This window comes from Kineococcus sp. DHX-1, assembly GCF_042473625.1.
Taxonomy (GTDB): Bacteria; Actinomycetota; Actinomycetes; order Actinomycetales; family Kineococcaceae; genus Kineococcus.
Genome location: NZ_CP170445.1, coordinates 349241 through 366025, shown reverse-complemented (window position 1 = coordinate 366025; position 16785 = coordinate 349241). Strand labels below are relative to the sequence as shown.

The window sequence follows — 16785 nt, the reverse complement described above, 5'->3', positions numbered from 1 at the left end:
GACGCGGGACGACGGCGGCCTGGCGTCCCGTGACCGCTGCCCGCTCCTGACCCAGCTGCGCGCCACCTGGGGCCTCCCGGCGCGGGCCGGGGCACCCAGCGGTCAGGGTTGTTGCCCGAACACGTGCCGCCGCACCCACGCGTGCATCGCGACGGCCGCCGCGGCCCCGACGTTGATGGACCGGGTGGACCCGAACTGGGCGATGGCCAGCACGTCGACGCAGTGGGCGACGGCCTCGTCGGTGAGCCCTGGGCCCTCCTGGCCGAAGAGCAGCACGCACTCGCGCGGCAGGTCGTAGGTCTCCAACGGCACCGACCCCTCGACGTTGTCGATGCCGACGACGGGCAGGCCGCGCTCCGCCGCCCACGCGGCCAACGCCGCGACGTCCTCGTGGTGGTGGACCGACAGGTACCGGTCGGTGACCATCGCGCCGCGGCGGTTCCAGCGGCGGTGGCCCACGACGTGCGCGCCCGCGGCGTTGACGGCGTTCGCCGTCCGCACGACCGAGCCGATGTTGGCGTCGTGCTGCCAGTTCTCCACCGCGACGTGCAGCGGGTTCCGGCGCGTGTCGAGGTCGGCGACGATCGCGGCGTTCGACCAGTAGCGGTACTCGTCGACGACGTTGCGGCGGTCGCCCTCGGCGAGCAGCTCCGGGTCGAACCGCGGGTCGTCGGGCCACCGTCCCTCCCAGGGCCCGACGCCGACGACCCGCTGCTCGACCTGCTCCCCCTGCTGCTCCGGCACCTGCCGATCCTCCCAGGTGTCAGGCCACCTTCCGCCACGCGGACCTCAGCCCGAGGGAGCGTCCCGTCTGCAGCAGGCTGTTCTCGTACAACCGGCGGGCGATGCTGACGAACAGGACGGCGGTCAGCGCGATGATGCCGAGCGAGACGAGCGGTTCCCACAGCGCAACGTCGCCCTGGACGACCCGCTTCGGCATGACCATCGGGGACGTCAGCGGGACGTAGCTGAAGACGGTCTGCAGCGTCCCCGGGTCGTTGGTGAAGAACGTCGCGAAGAACGGCAGCATGACGAACATCTGCACCGGCGTCGCCGTCGACTGCAGGTCCTCGAGCCGGCTCGCCATCGCGCCGGCGGCGGCCCACAGGCACGACAGCATCGCGAACCCGAAGACGAAGAAGACGAGGAACCAGCCGGCGGCCGTCGGGATCCCGGGGATCGAGGACAGCAGGTCCGGCTGGGCGACGGCCAGGGCGCCCACCCCGGCCCCCACGAGCAGGAGCACCTGGCAGAACGCGAGCAACCCGTTCCCGGCGATCTTGCCGATGAGCAGCTGCCGCACCGGGACGGTGGTGACGAGCAGTTCGATGACGCGGGTCTGCTTCTCCTGCACGACGCTCTGCGCGATGGAGTAGCCGAAGATGATCACGATCTGGAAGAAGATGATCGCGAAGGCCAGACCGAGCAGGTACACCGTGATCGGGTCGACGGCGTCCGGGGCCAGCAGGCGGGTCGCGGGCGGCGGCAGGGACAGGACGCGCCCGACGTCGGTGCCGCTGACACCGAGACTCTCGAACCCGGCCACCGTCTGGGCGGTGCTGACGCGGTTGCGCAGGACGGTGGACAGGGTGTCGGACACGCTGCGGTCACCGACGATCGACGCCGTGCCCCCCTGGACCACGACAGCCGCGTCCACGTCCCCCGCCCGGACCGCGGCCTCGGCCGCGGCGACGTCGGCCTCGTCGCGCAGGTGGATCCGGGTGTCGGAGTCCTCCGTCGGCAGGGCCGTCGCGACGAGGGGTTTCGAGTCCGCGGTGACGGCGACGTCGTAGTCGTCGGTACCCCCCGAGAACACCCCGGGCAGCACGGCGGCCGCCGCGACGATGAGGAAGAGGAACGCCGTCGAGATAAGGAAGCCCTTGTCGCGCAGCCGCTCCGTCATCTCGCGCTGGGCGACGATCTGCCACTGACCCCTCACCGGGACACCTCCTGGAACAGTTCGGACAACGAGGGCAGCAACGGTGCGAACGACCGCACCGGGCCGCGGCGGACCGCCTCGGCCAGGACGGTCTGGTCGAGGTCCGGCGCGCCGGAGAGTTCGAGCACCACCCCGTGCCGGCGGTGGTCGAGCACCCGGACGCCCGGGACGGCCGCGAGCCACCCGAGGTCCCCCTCGGCGACCAGCTCGTACCGGAACCCGGCGCGTTCCCGACGCAGCTCCTCCGGTTCCCCCGACGCGACGACGCGGCCGGCGTGCAGGACGACGAGGTCGTCGCACAGGCGGTCGACGAGGTCGAGCTGGTGGCTGGAGAACAGGACGCCGACACCCGCGGCGGTCTTCTCCCGCAGCAGGTCGGCCATCGCGTCGACCGCCAGCGGGTCGAGGCCGGAGAACGGTTCGTCGAGGACGAGGAGTTCGGGGTCGTGGACCAGGGAGGCCGCGACCTGGACGCGCTGCTGGTTCCCCAGCGAGAGCGACTCGAGCTTGTCGCGGGAACGGTCGCCCAGGCCGAGGCGGTCCAGCAGGTCCTGCCCCCGGCGCGTCGCGACCCCGCGGTCCACGCCGTGGAGGCGGGCGAGGAACACGAGCTGCTCGAGCAGCCGCCCCTTGGGGTACAGCCCGCGTTCCTCGGGCATGTAGCCGAAGCGGCGGCGGGTCGCGAGGTCAGGCGTCTTCCCGCGGAACGTGACCGACCCGGAGTCGGCGGCGAGGACGCCGAGCGCGATGCGCATGGTGGTGGTCTTGCCGGCCCCGTTGGCGCCGACGAAACCGACCATGCGTCCGTCGGGCACGCTGAGACTGACGTCGTCGAGGGCGAGACGCTCCCCGAAGCGGCGGGTGATGGAGTCGAGGACGAGCACCCGCCCGAACCTAGGGGCCACCCGGGAACAGCCGCGTCCACCGAACGTCTACCGGAGCGGCACCCGTTCCCCCTCGACGGTGGGATGCAGGCGGACGGCCGTGGCCTTGACGGCCAGGTGGACGGCAGCCCCCGGGACGAGGTCGAGTTCGGCGGCGGCGGCGACGGTGACGTCGGCCAGCACGTCGTGCCCGGGCAGCCGGTCCAACCGCGCGCGCACCCGGACCACCTCACCGCGCGGGCTCACGTCGGCGACGGTGGCGGCCCAGCGGTTGCGCGGGCTGCCGCCGGGGTCGGTGACGTGCACGGCGACGGCCGACGGGCTGAACACGGCGACCCCCGGGCGTCCGGGCGCGACCGGCCCGTCGCCGGACAAGCCGGTGACCAGTCCCCCGTCGGGGGTCCGCAGCCCGTCGGCGGTGAACACGCCGGGCAGCAGGTCCAGACCGGCGAGCTGCGCGGCGAAGCGGCTGCGGGGCGCCGTGAGCACCTGCTGCACCGGCCCCTCCTCCACGACCCGTCCGCCTTCCAGGACGACGGCCCGGTCCGCGAGCGCGAGTGCGTCGAGGGGTTCGTGGGTGACGAGGACCGCGGACCGCTCGCCCCGGCCGAGGACGCGGCGCAGCACCTGCCGGACCTCGGGGGCGGCGGCGACGTCGAGGGCGGCGAGGGGTTCGTCGAGCAGCAGCAGGCGGGGGTCGGCGGCCAGGGCCCGGGCGATCGCCACCCGCTGCGCCTGACCGCCGGACAGTGCACGCGGCCGCCGGTCCGCGAAGCCGGCCATGCCCACCTCGGCGAGGACGTCGGCGGCGCGGGCCCGGGCCTGCGCCCGGGACGCGCCGGCACTGCGCGGGCCGAAGGCCACGTTCGCGGCGACGTCGAGGTGGGGGAACAGCAGTGGTTCCTGGGCCAGCAGCCCGACCCCGCGCCGGTGCGGGGGCAGGAAGACGCCACGACCCGCACCCCCGGCGTCGGTCAGGACGGTGCCGCCGAGCTCGATGCGTCCGGACGTCGGGCGCAGCAGCCCGGCGAGCAGGGCCAGGAGCGTCGACTTGCCCGCCCCGTTGGGCCCGAGGACGGCGACGACCTCCCCCGTCACGACGTCGAGGGTGACGTCGAGTTCGCGGGGTGCGAACCGCACGTCGACGTGGAGGGTCACAGGACGCTCCGCCGGCCGCGGACCGCGACGACGACGACGACCGCGACGACGACGAGCAGCAGCGACAGAGCAGCCGCGGCGTCGGCATCGGTCTCCCGCAGCAGGTAGACCTCCAGCGGCAACGTCCGGGTGACCCCCTGCAGGCTGCCGGCGAACGCGAGCGTCGCGCCGAACTCCCCCAGCGCCCGGGCGAAGGCGAGCACGGCCCCCGACAGCAGCCCCGGTGCGACGAGCGGCACCGTGATGCGGACCAGGACCCGCCCCGGCCGCGCGCCGAGGGTCGCGGCGACGGACTCGTAGCGGTCGCCCGCCGTCAGCAACGCCCCCTCCAGGCTGAGGACGAGGAACGGCAACGACACGAACGTCTGGGCGATGACGACGGCCGCCGTCGTGAACCCGACCTCGACTCCGAGCACCGAGAGCGCCGGGCCGAGCAACCCGTTCCGTCCCAACGCCCACAGCAGCGCCATGCCGCCCACGACGGGGGGCAGGACGAGGGGCAGCAGCGCGATCGACCGCAGCGCCCTCGTCCCCGGCACGTTCCCGCGGGCCAGCACCAGCGCCATCGGGACGCCGAGCACCACGCACAGGACGGTGCTCGCGGTCGCGGTCCGCAGGCTGAGTTCCAGCGCCGCCCGGGAGCAGTCCGACGTGATGAGCGGGACGAACCGCGTCCACGGCACCCGGGAGAGGATCCCGAGCAGGGGCAGCACGAAGAGCAGCAACCCCACCGCCGCCGGGACGAGGACCCACCGGGGCAACGCGCTCCCCTCCACCGCGCCGCCCCGCCGGACCGTCACGGGGCACCGAACCCCGCGTCCCGCAGCACCTTCCGACCCTGCTCGCCGGTGACGAACGTGACGAACTCCGTCGCCAACGATTCGTCGGAGGCGCTCTTCAACGCCACGACGGGGTACGTGTTCACGGCGCGGGACGACTCGGGGAACTCCACGCCTGTCACCGCGTCCCCCGCGCCTCGCACGTCCGTCACGTAGACGAGGCCGGCGTCGGCCTCGCCCGCGGTGACCTTGCCGAGGACGTCGGTCACCGAGTTCTCCTCGCTGACGGGCACGAGCGTCACCCCGCTCGCCTTCTCCACCGTCTCCGTCGCCGCCCCGCAGGGGACCTGCGCGGCGCACACCACGACCTTCAGACCCGGGCGCGCGAGGTCCGCGAAACTGCGGACCCCCGCGGGGTTCCCCGGCGGGGTGGCGATCTCGAGCACGTTCGTGGCGAAGTCCACGGGATCGCCGACGGTCAGGGACTGGCCCGTGACCTTCGCCATGTTCTTCTCGTCGGCCGAGGCGAAGACGTCCGCGGGAGCCCCTTCGCCGATCTGGGTCGCGAGGTCGGAGGACCCGGCGAACGAGAACGTCACGCGGACGCCGGGGTTGGCGGCCTCGAACTCCGTGCCGATGCGGGTGAACGTGCCCTTCAGCGAGGCGGCCGCGAACACCGTGAGGGTGCGTTCGGCGGGAGAACTGCTCGTCGCGTCGGCGGCGGACCCGCCGCCCGCGCCGCAGGCCGTCAGGAGAGCCACCACGAGCAGACCCGGGAGCGCGCGGAACCTCACGAGCGGCCGTCCGGGGTCTCGACGATGACGGTGGTGGCCTTGACGACCGCGGTCGCGCGGCTGCCGGGTTCCAGGCCGAGTTCGGCGGCGGCCTCGGCGCTCATGAGGGAGACGACGCGGTGTGGTCCGCACTGCATCTCGACCTGGGCCATGACCCCGTCGGCGACGACGCGGGTGACGAGACCCGCGAAGCGGTTGCGTGCCGAGCGGGCCACGGACGTCGTGTCGGTCGCCGCGGTGGCGGCGTTCTCGACGGCGAAGGCCGCCAGCGCCGCCCCGTCGACGACGGTCCGGCCGGAGGCGTCCTTGCCGCTCGGCAACACCCCGCTGTCCGTCCAGCGCCGGGCGGTGTCGTCGGAGACGCCGAGCAGGTCGGCGACGTCGCGGATGCGGTAGTCGGGCACGTGGCGATGCTATCCCGCAAGTGCGGCTCCGCGAGGACCAGACGACCGCAGGTGCGGCGTCAGAGGTGTCGGCGCAGCAACTCGCTCATCTCCGGCAGACCGAAGACCTCGGCCACGGCGAGCCCGGACTGCCGTCCGAGAGCGGGATCCGCCCCCGCGGCGAGGAGCAGCTCGACGACCGGCCGGGACTGCCGGAACACCGCCGCCCCCAGGGCCGTCTGCCCCTTGTCGTTGACGCGGGCGTGGTCGGCGCCGCGGTCGAGGAGAGCGCGGACCGTCTCGGGGTGCGCGTGGTAGGCGGCGAGGACCAGCAGGGTGTCGCCGGCGGAGTTCGTCAGGTCCGCCGGGACGCCCGCGTCGACGCGGGCCGCGAGAGCGGCGGTCGATCCCTCCCGGGCGAGGTCGAAGGTCTCGTGCAGGAACGCGAGTTCGGCCTCGGTCAGCCCGTGGGTCACGTCCGGAGCGTAACCGGGGACGCCGGGGGTAGCGCCCGGACGGGAACCCGACGTACGGTTGCTGAACCGGTTCGGTTCGAGAGCCCGGACCGGGGACGAGGGCGTCCAGGCGGACGTCCGTCACCTCTGGAAGGACGAGCTCCGCTCATGACCCCACCCACCACCCCCGGTCCGACGTTGGACGTGTCGCGGATCTCGGTGCAGCTGTACACCGTGCGGGAGGCGTTGGCCGCCGACCTGGACGGCACGTTGGCCCGGCTGGCCGCGATCGGGTTCACCCAGGTCGAACCGTTCGGGCTGACCTCCTCGGCGGCCACGTTGGCGCCGGTGCTGGCCGCGCACGGGTTGTCGGCGCCCTCGGCGCACACCTCGGTGATCGGCGCGGACCTGGACGCGGTCCTGACCGCGGCCGCGGCCACCGGCACCACCTTGGTCATCGACCCGCACGTGGACCGGGCCCGCTGGACCACGACCGAGGACGTCGCGGCGATCGCGGCGGAACTGAACACCGCCGCGCAACGGGCCGCCGACGCCGGCGTCACCATCGGCTACCACAACCACGAGTTCGAGCTGGAAACCCGCATCGGCGGCCGCCCCGCGCTGGAGGTCCTGGCCGAGCACCTGCACGAGCAGGTGGCGTTGGAGGTCGACACGTACTGGGCCGTGGTCGGCGGGGTCGACGTGCCGGACCTGCTGGACCGGTTGGGTTCGCGGGTCAAGGCCGTGCACCTGAAGGACGGCGACGGCTCGCGCGATGACAGCAAGCAGGTGGCGTTCGGGACCGGCGCCATCGACACCGCCGCGATCCTGGCCGCGTGCGCAGGCGTGGACCTGGGTGTGATCGAGCTGGACGACACGACCGGGGACATGTTCACCGCGGTGCAGGACAGCTACACCCACCTCGTCCAGGCCCTGAGCAGCGGGGTCCCGGCATGACCGCCCCGGCGCAGCGCTCGGGTCCGGTGGGGATCGGCATCATCGGGGCAGGGGTGATCTCCGGGACCTACCTGGAGAACCTGACCTCCTTCCCCGACGTGCAGGTGCACGCCATCGGTGACCTCTACCCCGAAGCCGCCTCCCGCCGGGCCGCCGAACACGGTGTCCCCGCCCACGGCGGCATCGACACCGTCCTGACCCACGAGGACGTGGAGATCGTCATCAACCTGACGATCCCGGCCGCGCACGTGGAGGTGTCGCTGGCCGCGATCGGCGCGGGCAAGCACGTGTGGTCGGAGAAACCGGTCGCCTTGGACCGTGAGGGTGGGGCCCGGTTGCTGGCCGCCGCGCAGGCGGCGGGGGTGCGGTTGGGGTGCGCGCCGGACACGTTCCTGGGTGTGGGGTTGCAGACCGCGCTGGCGGTGCTGCGCCGCGGGGACATCGGCACCCCGCTGAGCGCGTTGACGTTGATGCAGTCCCCGGGCCCGGAGTCCTGGCACCCCAACCCGGCGTTCTTGTTCCAGCACGGGGCCGGGCCGCTGTTCGACATCGGCCCCTACTACCTGACCACGCTGGTGCAGGCCTTCGGGCCCATCACACAGGTGGCCGCGGTGGCCGGGACGTCCCGGGCGCAGCGGACCATCGGGTCCGGCCCGAAGGCCGGGGAGGTGTTCGACGTGACGGTGCCCACCCACGTCAGCGCGTTGACGCAGTTCGCCGGCGGCGCCTCGGGCAGCAGCATCTTCTCCTTCGACTCCCCGTTGCCGCGGCACGGGTTCGTGGAGATCACCGGGACCGAGGCGACGTTGGCGTTGCCGGACCCGAACGACTTCGACGGGGACCTGCGCATCCGCCGCGCCGGCGGGGGCCGGGAGGGCGAGTGGGAGACGATCGCCTCGACCAAGGCGCTGTCCACGCGGGGGACGGGGGTGCTGGAGATGGCCCGCGCGGTGCGGGAGGGTCGTCCGCACCGGGTGCAGGGGGCGTTGGCCCACCACGTGGTCGATGCGATGGTCTCGATCGCCGAATCCGCGCAGTCCGGCGCGTTCGTGCCGGTCACCAGCACCGTGGCCCCGGCCGAGCTGCTGCCGGCCGACTGGGACCCCACCACCCGCACCGTCTGAGGGAGGGCGCGTCGTCCGGCACCGCAACGCCGGACGACGCGCACCCCCCACCCGGACGGCGTCCGACGAGCGGGTGGTCCTGACGCGCGTCACGTCATCCTCTGGGCTGATCTCCAGGTCGAGGCGCCCGGGCACCGCGTCCCGGCACTTACCCTGGGGTCGTGTCCTTCCTCGCCGAGTTCTCGGCCGCCCTGGGGTCCGCCGCACCCGCCGCCGCTCCGGCCCTGCTGCCGGACTGGGCGAACCCCGAGAGCTTCCTCGACTCCCTGGGCATGGCCGCGCTGTGGGTCTCGGTGGCCATCGTGTTCGTCGAGTGCGGGCTGTTCATGTTCTTCCTGCCCGGCGACTCCCTGCTGTTCACCGTGGGGCTGTTCACCCACTCGGGGATCCTCAAGGACCCGCTGTGGGTCTCGTGCCTGCTGCTGTCGGTCGCGGCCTTCCTCGGCAACGCGGTCGGGTACGAGATCGGCAAGAAGGCCGGTCCGGCGATCTTCCAGCGCGAGGGCTCCAAGCTGCTGACGCCGAAGCGCATCAAGCAGACGCACGACTTCTTCGAGCGCTACGGCGCGCGCGCGATCATCCTGGCCCGCTTCGTCCCGGTCGTCCGCACCTTCATCACGCTCGCCGCCGGCGCCGGTGCCATGCCCCGCCGCGTCTTCCTCACCTTCTCCGCCATCGGTGCGGTGGCGTGGGCGTCGGGCATCACGCTCCTCGGCTACGCCCTCGGCAGCGTCAAGCTCATCCGCGAGAACCTCGAGCTCGGGCTGCTCCTGCTCGTCGTCCTGTCGCTCATCCCGGTCGGCATCGAGTACCTGCGCGACCGCCACAAGCAGCGCCAGGCCGGGGAACTCCCCCGCCAGGGCGGCGCCACCGAGAGCCAGACCCCCGAGAACCAGCACTGACCTCCACCGGGCAGGATGTCCGGGTGCCGCGCCAGCGCCTGCTCCTGTCCCTGCGGTGGGGCGACATGGACGCCTACCGCCACGTGAACAACGTCGAGCTGCTGCGGCTGCTCGAGGAGGCCCGCGTCCGCGCCTTCGGCATGGCCTCCCCCGACGGCTCCGCGCCGATGCTGGCGACGGGGATGGTCGTCGCCAAGCACACGATCGAGTACAAGGCGCCGCTGGACTACCGGATGGAGCCGGTCGCCGTGGACCTCTGGGTGGGCCGCGTCGGCGGGGCCAGCTTCGAGGTCGACTACGAGGTCTGCGAGCCCGACCCTCCCGTCACGGGGACGCCCACGACCTACGTCACGGCGTCGACGGTGTGCGTGGCCTACGACTTCGCCTCCGGCCGTCCGCGCCGTCTCGACGACGACGAGAGGGCACGGCTCGCCACCCTGGCCGTGTGAGGCTGCCCTTCCCAGTGCGAGGATCGACCGGTGTCCGACTGGCTCGCCCACCTCGCCGACCCCCCGTTGGAGGACCTGGGCGCCGTCGGTCTGTACCTCCTGGTCTTCGGCATCGTCTTCGCCGAGACGGGCACCCTCGTCGGGTTCTGGCTGCCGGGCAGCAGCGTCCTCTTCACGGCGGGGCTGCTCGCCGCGCGCGACAACTCCCCGCTGTCCCTGCCCGTCCTCGTCGTCGGGGTGACGCTGGCCGCCATCCTCGGTGACACCGTCGGCTACTGGTCCGGCCGCCGGCTCGGGCGGCCCTGGCTGCTGCGGCGCGCCGGGAAGGCCGCGCACCACCTGCCGAAGGCCGAGGCGTTCTACGAGAAGTACGGCTGGTTCGCCGTCGTCGCCTGCCGCTTCATCCCGTGGCTGCGCGCCTTCACACCGATCATCGCGGGCACCGCCGCCATGCCGTACGCGAAGTTCGCGTCGGCAAACGTCGTCGGCGCGCTCTGCTGGGGGGCGTTGCTCGTCCTGGCCGGGTACGCGGCCGACTCCCTGCCGTGGGTGCGGACGCTCGCCTACTCCATCGCCGGCGTCGCGATCCTCGCCTCGATCGTCACCCCGCTCGTCTCCTGGGTCCGCCGGCGGCGGGCCCGCGCCCGCTCGTGAGCGACCCGCTGCCCGTCCCGGCCCGCGCGGTCCGGACGGAGCTCGTCGTGGAACGGTCCCGCTTCCTCACGACCCTGGAACCCGTCGCGTCGGTGGCCGCCGCCGAGGAGGTGGTCGTCCGGGTGCGCCGCGAGTTCCCGGACGCCCGGCACCACTGCACGGCCTGGGTGCTCGGCGAGGACGGGCAGGAGCAGCGCTCCTCCGACGACGGCGAACCCGCCGGGACGGCCGGCGCTCCGATGCTGGCGGCCCTGCGGGGCGCGGCGGTGACCGACGTCGTCACCGTCGTGACGCGGTGGTTCGGCGGGACGCTGCTGGGGACCGGCGGACTGGTCCGCGCCTACGGCGGGTCCGTGAGCGCCGCGCTCGCCGAGGCGGGCACGGTGGCACGTCGCCGCGTCGACCTCGTCCGGGTGTCGGCGGGCCTCGCCGACGGTGGCCGCGTGGAGGCCGAGCTGCGCCGCGCCTTCGCGGTCGAGGACGTCGACTGGGCCGGCGACGGCTGGCACGCCGTCGTCGCGGTGGCCTCGGGCGGCGCCGACGCGCTCACCGCCCACCTCGCCGCGGCCTCACCGACCGTCACCGTCGCGGGCCTCGGGCCCGCCGTCCGCCCGGCCGGGGTGGGGGATCGTTGACGCAGCCGGCTCGACCTACGAGCCGGTTGACGCAGCGAGCCCACAGCGCGAGACGCTGCTCGGTCGAGCTCGCCGACGCATCCGGCTCAACCTGTGAGCCGGATGCGTCAACGATCCCGACCCCCGGTGACGACCGTGAGGCGTACACCCACGGTGACGTCGACACCCCCGGCGCGGCCGGCGAGGACGGCGTCCAGCCGCGCGTCGAGGGCGGCCGGGTCGACGTGGTGGGCGCTGGGGCCCATGAGCACGAGGGCACGCAGGCTCTCGCGGTCGAGGGTCCGGGTGAAGCGCAGCTCGTCCTCGGTGAGGATCCCGAAGCCGGTGAGGTCGGCGTGCAGGCGCTCGGCCTTGCGCTCCTCCACCCCCACCATGCCGAGGGGCTCGCGCACCTCCTCGAGGTGCTGGGCCAGCGGCGTCACGACGACCCAGCGCCCGCCGGGCCGCAGCACGCGCGCAACCTCGCCGACGCCCCGCGGAGCGAACACCGTCGTCACGAGGTCGACGGAACCGGCCGCGAAGGGCAGTCCGCGCCACACGTCCGCACCGACGGCGGCGACGCGGGGGTGGGCGCGCGCGGCCCGGCGCAGCGCCGCGGTCGAGGGCTCGACGACGACGCCCGGTCCGCCGGTGGCCTCGACGACGGCCGCGAGGTAGTACCCGGTCCCCCCGCCGACGTCGACGACGAGCCCGGGGACGGCGCGGTCGGCGAGCGCCGCCGCGACGGGTGCGTAGTGCCCGGCGCCGAGGAACGCGTCGCGGGCGGCGACCATCCCGGCGTCGTCCCCGCTCGCGGAGCGACCGACGGCGAGGTTGACGTACCCCTGGCGGGCGAGGTCGAAGCGGTGCCCCGCAACGCATCCCAGGACCCGGCCGGACAGCTCGACCTCCCTGGCGCAGTGCGGGCAGCGCAGCGCGGGGACGACCTCGGCCAGCACGGCGGGGGCGGCGTTCAGTGCTGCTGTTCCGCCGCGGCGCCGAGCGGGTGCAGCCCGGACAGCGCCCCGACCCAGGACGCGGGGACCGCGTGCAGCTTCGCGTCGTAGGCGCGCACGGCGGCGGCGTGGAAGGCGACGTCCCCGGCCAGGCGGTGCTCGGCGTCGGCGAGCGCCTTGACGGTCTGCGGGTCGGCACCGGACTCGGTCGCCTCCTGGGAGGCGACGTGCACGGACAGGTCCGCGAGCCGGCTGCGGCGCTGCTCGGCGAGGGCACCGGCCTCGACGGCGAGGTCCCGCATCCGGACGAGACCGGCGCGGGTGCTGACGGCCCACAGCGCCACGACGAGCACGAGCAGGACGACGACGACCAGCACGACCGTCCCGGTGGCCCCCATCAGGCGAGCCCGATGTCGGCCAGGCTGAAGGCGTAGCGGTAGGGGACGCCCTGCGCCTCGACCTTCTCCTTGGCGCCCGTGTCGCGGTCGACGATGACGACGACGCCGACGACCTCGGCGCCCGCCTCCCGCAGCGCCTCGACGGCGGTGAGCACGGAACCGCCGGTGGTGGAGGTGTCCTCGACGGCGAGCACGCGGCGCCCGGCGACGTCGGGGCCCTCGATGCGGCGCTGCAGGCCGTGCGTCTTCTCGGCCTTGCGGACGACGAAGGCGTCGAGCGCGGCGCCGTCGTGGGCCTGCGCCCAGCCGCGGGCGTTGGCCGCGTGGACCATGGCGAGCGCGACGGGGTCGGCGCCCATGGTGAGCCCGCCGACGGCGGCGAAGTCCCAGTCCGAGACCAGGTCCAGCAGGACCTGCCCGACGAGGGCGGACGCCTCGCCGTCGAGGCTGATGCGGCGCAGGTCGACGTAGTGGTCGGCCTCCTTGCCGCTGGACAGCGTGACCTTGCCGTGGACGACGGCCTTGGCCGCGACGAGGTCGGCGAGGCGTTCTCGGTCGGTGCTCACGGTGCTGAAGCTTAGGTGCTGCCGAAGGCGCCGCCGGGCACCCCGGGCCGCGGCGGGTAACGTCCGGCGCGTGCGCCTCGCGACCTGGAACGTGAACTCCGTCCGTGCCCGCCTCGACCGCGTGCTCGCGTGGATCGACCGCAGCGACGTCGACGTCGTGGCGCTGCAGGAGACCAAGTGCAAGGACGAGCAGTTCCCCGAGCAGGCGTTCCTCGACCTCGGGTACGAGGTCGCCCACCACGGCCTGTCGCAGTGGAACGGCGTCGCCCTCGTCTCCCGCGTGGGGCTGGAGGACGTCAGCACGCAGTTCTCCCCCGACGTCCCGCACTTCGGTGAACCGGCGGCCGCGGAGGCCCGCGCGATCGGCGCGACCTGCGGCGGGGTGCGGGTGTGGAGCCTGTACGTGCCGAACGGCCGCACGCTGCAGGACCCGCACTACGTCTACAAGCTGGCGTGGCTGGAGTCGTTGCGCTCGGCGGGCGCGGGCTGGCTGGGGCAGGACCCGCAGGCGCAGGTGGCGCTCGTCGGGGACTTCAACATCGCCCCCACCGACGACGACGTGTGGGACGTCGACTTCTTCGCCGGCGCCACGCACGTGTCCGAGCCGGAGCGGGCGGCGTTCCGCTCGCTGGTGGACGCGGGCTTCGCGGACGTCGTCCGGCCCTACGCCCCCGGTCCGGGGACCTTCACGTACTGGGACTACACGCAGCTGCGCTTCCCCAAGCGCCAGGGGATGCGGATCGACTTCGTGCTGGGCTCCCCCGCGCTGCAGGCGCGCGTCAGCGGGGCCACCATCGACCGCGAGGAGCGCAAGGGCAAGGGTGCCTCCGACCACGCACCCGTGATCGTGGAGCTTGCGCCGAACGCGTGAACCCTGCCCGAACCGGCTCCGCGGGCGCGACGGGGGACGAGTCGCGTCACTAGGTTCGAACGGTGCGAGCACCTGTGAGCTGCGACGACCTCGAGCGGGTCGAACTGAGCGCGGCCAACGACGCCCGGGGCCAACGGGCCGTCGCCGACCTGCTGCAGACCTGGGCCCGGCGCGCGGTGCCGGGCGACTCCGTGACGCGGGGCCGCCTGCTGGTGGCGGCCAGCGAGCACGCCGCCTTCGCGGGCGACGCGAGACGGTCGCTGCGGCTGGCCCGGGAGGCCCTCGGCACCGGCGACCACGTCGCCCCCGACACCCGCTGCTACGTCGTGTCGGCCCTGCTGGTCTGCGGGCACCTGCGCGAAGCCGTCGTCCTGGCCGACGAGATCCTCGACAGCCACGGCGCGGACGTCGACGTGTACCTGCAGCTGGGCGAGGAGTTCTCCTGGCACCGGCAGGCCGAGGAGGCCGCCCGCATCTACACCCTCGGCATGTTCCGCTGCGCGGGCGACGACGAGGCGACGGAGCAGCTGCTGGGCGCCTGGCGCCGGGGCCGTGCCCCGCGGGTCGTGGACCTGCGCGACCGCGTTCCGGCGCAGGCGGTCCCGTTCGACTGAACGGTCAACCGCCCCAAGGCCCGGCGAGCTCGCCGACCGTCACCGGGACGTCGACGACGTTGCCGGGCGGCGGCAGCGGGCACGCCCACGCCGGGTCGTACGCGCAGCTCGGGGGGTAGGCGAAGTTGAGGTCGACGACGAGTCCGCGCTCGGTGCTGCCGAGGTCGGCGCCCTTGACCGTGTCGAGGAGGTAGCGGCCGCCCCCGTAGCCGGGGCCCGGGTCCTTCAGCGGCAGGAACAGCCCGCCGCCGTACTGGTCGAGCCACCACACGTCGAGCGTCCCGACCCCGGGCAGCGTCACCGTGCCGATCCGCTCGAAGGCGACGGTGCCGTCGGTGCCGGTGACGGCCTCGCGGCGCAGGGGTTCGGCCGGTTCGACCGGCACCTCGAACCGCAGGGCGGGGTCGTAGGGCGCGACGGGCAGCCCCGTGAACGCGGCGCGGTCGGCGGGCAGCAGCGGACCGGCGGGGTGGTGGGCGAAGAGCTCGTCGCGGCCGGCACGCCAGCGGGCGTGCCCCTCCTCGGGCGGGAGTGCGCGCACGGCGGCGTAGAGGTCGGTGACGCGGCGGCGCCAGTCGAGGACGTCGAGGCGGGTCACGCGGTGGCGCCGGGGGCGGTCTGCAGGTCGATCATCTCGTCCAGTCGAGCACGGTGGACGAGGTGGCGCACGTGCTCGGGGGCCCCGTGGACCGTGATGCGGCGCTCGCCGCTGCGCGAGGCGAGGCGGGCGAGGAACCCCAGACCGGTGGAGTCCATGAAGGTGACCGCGCCGGCGTCCACGACGACGGGCCGGCACAGCGCGAGCGCCTCGTCGACGCACCGCTCGAGCTCGGGTCCCAGGAACGCGTCGACCTCGCCGGCCAGGGTGACGACCACGACCGTGCTCGCCCCCTCCACGAGCCGCACGTCCACCGACCCGGGTTGGCCGGTGAAGGTGTTGCTCGGGGTCACCTCCCGAATGTAACCGAGCGTCAGGGATGCGCGTGGGCTCCCTTGAGAACCTTGTCGACGGAGTTCTTGGCGCCGTGCACGGCCAGGCCCACGACGTCGAGGTCGGCACCCGCGACCGCGGCCACGACGGCCCGGTTGGCGTCGTCGTCCCCCGTCGTGAACATCTCCGCGGTGAACAGGGCCGTCGACAGGCCCCGGGCGACCGCTCGCTGCCGGGCCGCGCGCAGCGTCGCCGCGTCGCCCTCGAAGACCCGGACGGGTTGCCCGAGCAACGCGAGGTAGCCGGTGCCGTCGGCGTCGGCGTACGGGGCGCCGACCAGCTCCGGGTGGGCCGCGGTGACGCCGCTCAGGAGGAAGGCCGTCACGTTGAGGCGCTGCCAGGACGCGAGGTCGTCGCGGACGAGGACGGCGGTGCGGGTGTCGGGACGGGAGTCGGTCACGGGGACCACGGTCCCCCGGCACGGGTGCAGCGGTCTTGTACGTTCGTGACGTGGGACCGGAACGGGTGCGCAGCCACCGGCCGGACGTCCCGGGCATCGCGGAGGTGCTGACGGCCCGGTTCGTCGAGCACGCCTACCCGCTGCACACCCACGACACGTGGACGCTGCTGCTCGTCGAGGACGGCGCCGTCCACTACGACCTCGACCGCCGCCCCCACGACACCGGCCGCCTCGTGACGCTGCTGCCCCCGCACGTCCCGCACGACGGCCGGGCCGCGACGGCGACGGGGTTCCGCAAGCGGGTCCTGTACCTCGACCCCGAGGCGCTGCCCGCAACGGCCGCGGGCCGGCTGGCGGACGCGCCGGAACTCCCTGACCCCCGCCTGACCGCCGCCGTGCGGGAACTGCACACCCGTCTGGACGTCGACGCGGACCCGCTCGACGTCCACGCCCGCGCCGCGGTGCTGCTCGACGCCGTCGCCGCCCACGTCCTGCGGACTCCGCCGTCCCCGCGTCGCGACGCGCCCCTGGCCCGCCGGTTGCGCGCGCTGATCGACGAGAACGTCGTCGACGGCGTGCTGCTGGCCGACGCCGCCGCCCGGTTCGGGGTCTCCAGCGCCCACCTCGTCCGCACGTTCACCCGCGAGGTCGGGATGCCGCCGCACGCCTACCTCACCGGCCGCCGGGTCGACCTGGCCCGCCGGTTGCTCCTGACGGGCCACCGCCCCGCCGAGGCCGCCGTGCTCGCGGGTTTCCACGACCAGCCGCACCTGACCCGCCACTTCCGGCGGGTGCTCGGGACGACGCCGGGGCGGTTCGTGGGCTGAGGAGCGCCAGTCGAGTGGAGGTTCCTCGAAACAACGGCACCGGACGCCGGAACTGTGCACACTCGAAGGT

The 16785-nt window shown here is 74.0% G+C and carries 23 protein-coding genes; 9 read left to right on the top strand and 14 right to left on the bottom strand.

Annotation, left to right across the window (positions count from 1 at the left end; genetic code table 11):
- Nucleotides 1-102: 102 nt before the first annotated feature.
- From ACFEMC_RS01760 to ACFEMC_RS01725, 8 genes are read right to left on the bottom strand one after another with little or no spacing between them, the layout of a single operon-like run.
- On the bottom strand, nt 103-744 hold the full coding sequence (locus ACFEMC_RS01760) for a TrmH family RNA methyltransferase (RefSeq protein WP_380173013.1): 642 nt from the start codon (nt 742-744) through the stop codon (nt 103-105).
- Nucleotides 745-763: 19 nt separating this feature from the next.
- Nucleotides 764-1939: an ABC transporter permease gene (locus ACFEMC_RS01755; protein ID WP_380173011.1), complete on the bottom strand. Its 1176-nt coding sequence runs from the start codon at nt 1937-1939 to the stop codon at nt 764-766.
- On the bottom strand, nt 1936-2823 hold the full coding sequence (locus tag ACFEMC_RS01750; protein ID WP_380173009.1) for an ABC transporter ATP-binding protein: 888 nt from the start codon (nt 2821-2823) through the stop codon (nt 1936-1938). The genes ACFEMC_RS01755 and ACFEMC_RS01750 overlap by 4 nt, the downstream gene beginning before the upstream one ends.
- A gap of 48 nt (nt 2824-2871) precedes the next feature.
- Nucleotides 2872-3981: a sulfate/molybdate ABC transporter ATP-binding protein gene (locus tag ACFEMC_RS01745; protein ID WP_380173007.1), complete on the bottom strand. Its 1110-nt coding sequence runs from the start codon at nt 3979-3981 to the stop codon at nt 2872-2874.
- Entirely contained in the window at nt 3978-4781 is an 804-nt protein-coding gene (locus ACFEMC_RS01740) for an ABC transporter permease (RefSeq protein ID WP_380173005.1), read from the bottom strand. The genes ACFEMC_RS01745 and ACFEMC_RS01740 overlap by 4 nt, the downstream gene beginning before the upstream one ends.
- Complete coding sequence (gene modA, locus ACFEMC_RS01735; protein ID WP_380173003.1) at nt 4778-5524, bottom strand: molybdate ABC transporter substrate-binding protein; 747 nt, start codon at nt 5522-5524, stop codon at nt 4778-4780. Before modA ends, ACFEMC_RS01740 begins: the two co-directional genes overlap by 4 nt.
- Before the next feature lie 26 nt (nt 5525-5550).
- Nucleotides 5551-5958 (bottom strand): molybdopterin-binding protein, encoded by a 408-nt coding sequence (locus tag ACFEMC_RS01730; RefSeq protein WP_380173001.1) that lies wholly within the window; start codon nt 5956-5958, stop codon nt 5551-5553.
- 59 nt (nt 5959-6017) lie between these two features.
- Nucleotides 6018-6413: an ankyrin repeat domain-containing protein gene (locus ACFEMC_RS01725; protein ID WP_380172999.1), complete on the bottom strand. Its 396-nt coding sequence runs from the start codon at nt 6411-6413 to the stop codon at nt 6018-6020.
- Nucleotides 6414-6560: 147 nt separating this feature from the next.
- On the opposite strand from ACFEMC_RS01725, the gene ACFEMC_RS01720 reads away from it, so the two are divergent.
- From ACFEMC_RS01720 to ACFEMC_RS01695, 6 genes are all read left to right on the top strand, one after another.
- Nucleotides 6561-7349 carry a sugar phosphate isomerase/epimerase family protein gene (locus tag ACFEMC_RS01720; protein WP_380172997.1) on the top strand — a complete coding sequence of 263 codons (789 nt, stop codon included), beginning with the start codon at nt 6561-6563 and terminating at the stop codon, nt 7347-7349.
- Nucleotides 7346-8473: a Gfo/Idh/MocA family protein gene (locus ACFEMC_RS01715; protein ID WP_380172995.1), complete on the top strand. Its 1128-nt coding sequence runs from the start codon at nt 7346-7348 to the stop codon at nt 8471-8473. Before ACFEMC_RS01720 ends, ACFEMC_RS01715 begins: the two co-directional genes overlap by 4 nt.
- Nucleotides 8474-8634: 161 nt before the next feature.
- Nucleotides 8635-9375, top strand: a complete 741-nt coding sequence (locus ACFEMC_RS01710; RefSeq protein WP_380172993.1) for a DedA family protein — start codon at nt 8635-8637, stop codon at nt 9373-9375.
- Nucleotides 9376-9398: 23 nt separating this feature from the next.
- Nucleotides 9399-9824: an acyl-CoA thioesterase gene (locus ACFEMC_RS01705; protein ID WP_367636462.1), complete on the top strand. Its 426-nt coding sequence runs from the start codon at nt 9399-9401 to the stop codon at nt 9822-9824.
- 30 nt (nt 9825-9854) lie between these two features.
- Nucleotides 9855-10478 (top strand): DedA family protein, encoded by a 624-nt coding sequence (locus ACFEMC_RS01700; RefSeq protein ID WP_380172991.1) that lies wholly within the window; start codon nt 9855-9857, stop codon nt 10476-10478.
- Nucleotides 10475-11113 (top strand): IMPACT family protein, encoded by a 639-nt coding sequence (locus tag ACFEMC_RS01695; RefSeq protein ID WP_380172988.1) that lies wholly within the window; start codon nt 10475-10477, stop codon nt 11111-11113. Before ACFEMC_RS01700 ends, ACFEMC_RS01695 begins: the two co-directional genes overlap by 4 nt.
- Nucleotides 11114-11220: 107 nt before the next feature.
- On the opposite strand, the gene ACFEMC_RS01690 is transcribed toward ACFEMC_RS01695, so the two are convergent.
- From ACFEMC_RS01690 to pyrE, 3 genes are read right to left on the bottom strand one after another with little or no spacing between them, the layout of a single operon-like run.
- A complete protein-coding gene (locus ACFEMC_RS01690; protein WP_380172986.1) occupies nt 11221-12051 on the bottom strand; it encodes a methyltransferase domain-containing protein in 831 nt (276 codons plus the stop codon).
- Nucleotides 12052-12065: 14 nt separating this feature from the next.
- Entirely contained in the window at nt 12066-12446 is a 381-nt protein-coding gene (locus ACFEMC_RS01685; RefSeq protein WP_380172984.1) for a hypothetical protein, read from the bottom strand.
- Nucleotides 12446-13012 (bottom strand): orotate phosphoribosyltransferase, encoded by a 567-nt coding sequence (pyrE, locus tag ACFEMC_RS01680; RefSeq protein ID WP_380172982.1) that lies wholly within the window; start codon nt 13010-13012, stop codon nt 12446-12448. The genes ACFEMC_RS01685 and pyrE overlap by 1 nt, the downstream gene beginning before the upstream one ends.
- Nucleotides 13013-13082: 70 nt before the next feature.
- Between pyrE and ACFEMC_RS01675 the strand changes: the two genes are divergently transcribed.
- Both ACFEMC_RS01675 and ACFEMC_RS01670 read left to right on the top strand, forming a co-directional pair.
- Nucleotides 13083-13883: an exodeoxyribonuclease III gene (locus ACFEMC_RS01675; RefSeq protein ID WP_380172980.1), complete on the top strand. Its 801-nt coding sequence runs from the start codon at nt 13083-13085 to the stop codon at nt 13881-13883.
- A gap of 62 nt (nt 13884-13945) precedes the next feature.
- Nucleotides 13946-14497 (top strand): hypothetical protein, encoded by a 552-nt coding sequence (locus ACFEMC_RS01670; RefSeq protein WP_380172978.1) that lies wholly within the window; start codon nt 13946-13948, stop codon nt 14495-14497.
- Nucleotides 14498-14501: 4 nt separating this feature from the next.
- Here ACFEMC_RS01670 and ACFEMC_RS01665 read toward each other — a convergent pair whose 3' ends face one another.
- Genes ACFEMC_RS01665 through ACFEMC_RS01655 form a run of 3 tightly spaced genes read right to left on the bottom strand, consistent with a single transcriptional unit; the run spans nt 14502 to nt 15888 of the window.
- Nucleotides 14502-15095: a DUF1684 domain-containing protein gene (locus tag ACFEMC_RS01665; RefSeq protein ID WP_380172976.1), complete on the bottom strand. Its 594-nt coding sequence runs from the start codon at nt 15093-15095 to the stop codon at nt 14502-14504.
- Nucleotides 15092-15448 (bottom strand): STAS domain-containing protein, encoded by a 357-nt coding sequence (locus ACFEMC_RS01660; RefSeq protein WP_380172974.1) that lies wholly within the window; start codon nt 15446-15448, stop codon nt 15092-15094. Before ACFEMC_RS01660 ends, ACFEMC_RS01665 begins: the two co-directional genes overlap by 4 nt.
- Nucleotides 15449-15468: 20 nt before the next feature.
- The gene (locus tag ACFEMC_RS01655) at nt 15469-15888 is read right to left on the bottom strand and encodes a DUF2000 family protein (RefSeq protein ID WP_380172972.1); all 420 of its coding nucleotides are present in this window, start codon (nt 15886-15888) and stop codon (nt 15469-15471) included.
- A 50-nt stretch (nt 15889-15938) separates the two neighbouring features.
- On the opposite strand from ACFEMC_RS01655, the gene ACFEMC_RS01650 reads away from it, so the two are divergent.
- Nucleotides 15939-16715 (top strand): AraC family transcriptional regulator, encoded by a 777-nt coding sequence (locus ACFEMC_RS01650; RefSeq protein ID WP_380172967.1) that lies wholly within the window; start codon nt 15939-15941, stop codon nt 16713-16715.
- Nucleotides 16716-16785 lie beyond the last annotated feature (70 nt).

What these genes read in the sequence shown, in the direction of transcription:
- ACFEMC_RS01720 (WP_380172997.1), top strand. Translation starts at nt 6,561, where the DNA reads ATGACCCCACCCACCACCCCCGGTCCGACGTTGGACGTGTCGCGGATC.
- ACFEMC_RS01715 (WP_380172995.1), top strand. Translation starts at nt 7,346, where the DNA reads ATGACCGCCCCGGCGCAGCGCTCGGGTCCGGTGGGGATCGGCATCATC.
- ACFEMC_RS01685 (WP_380172984.1), bottom strand. Translation starts at nt 12,446, where the DNA reads ATGGGGGCCACCGGGACGGTCGTGCTGGTCGTCGTCGTCCTGCTCGTG.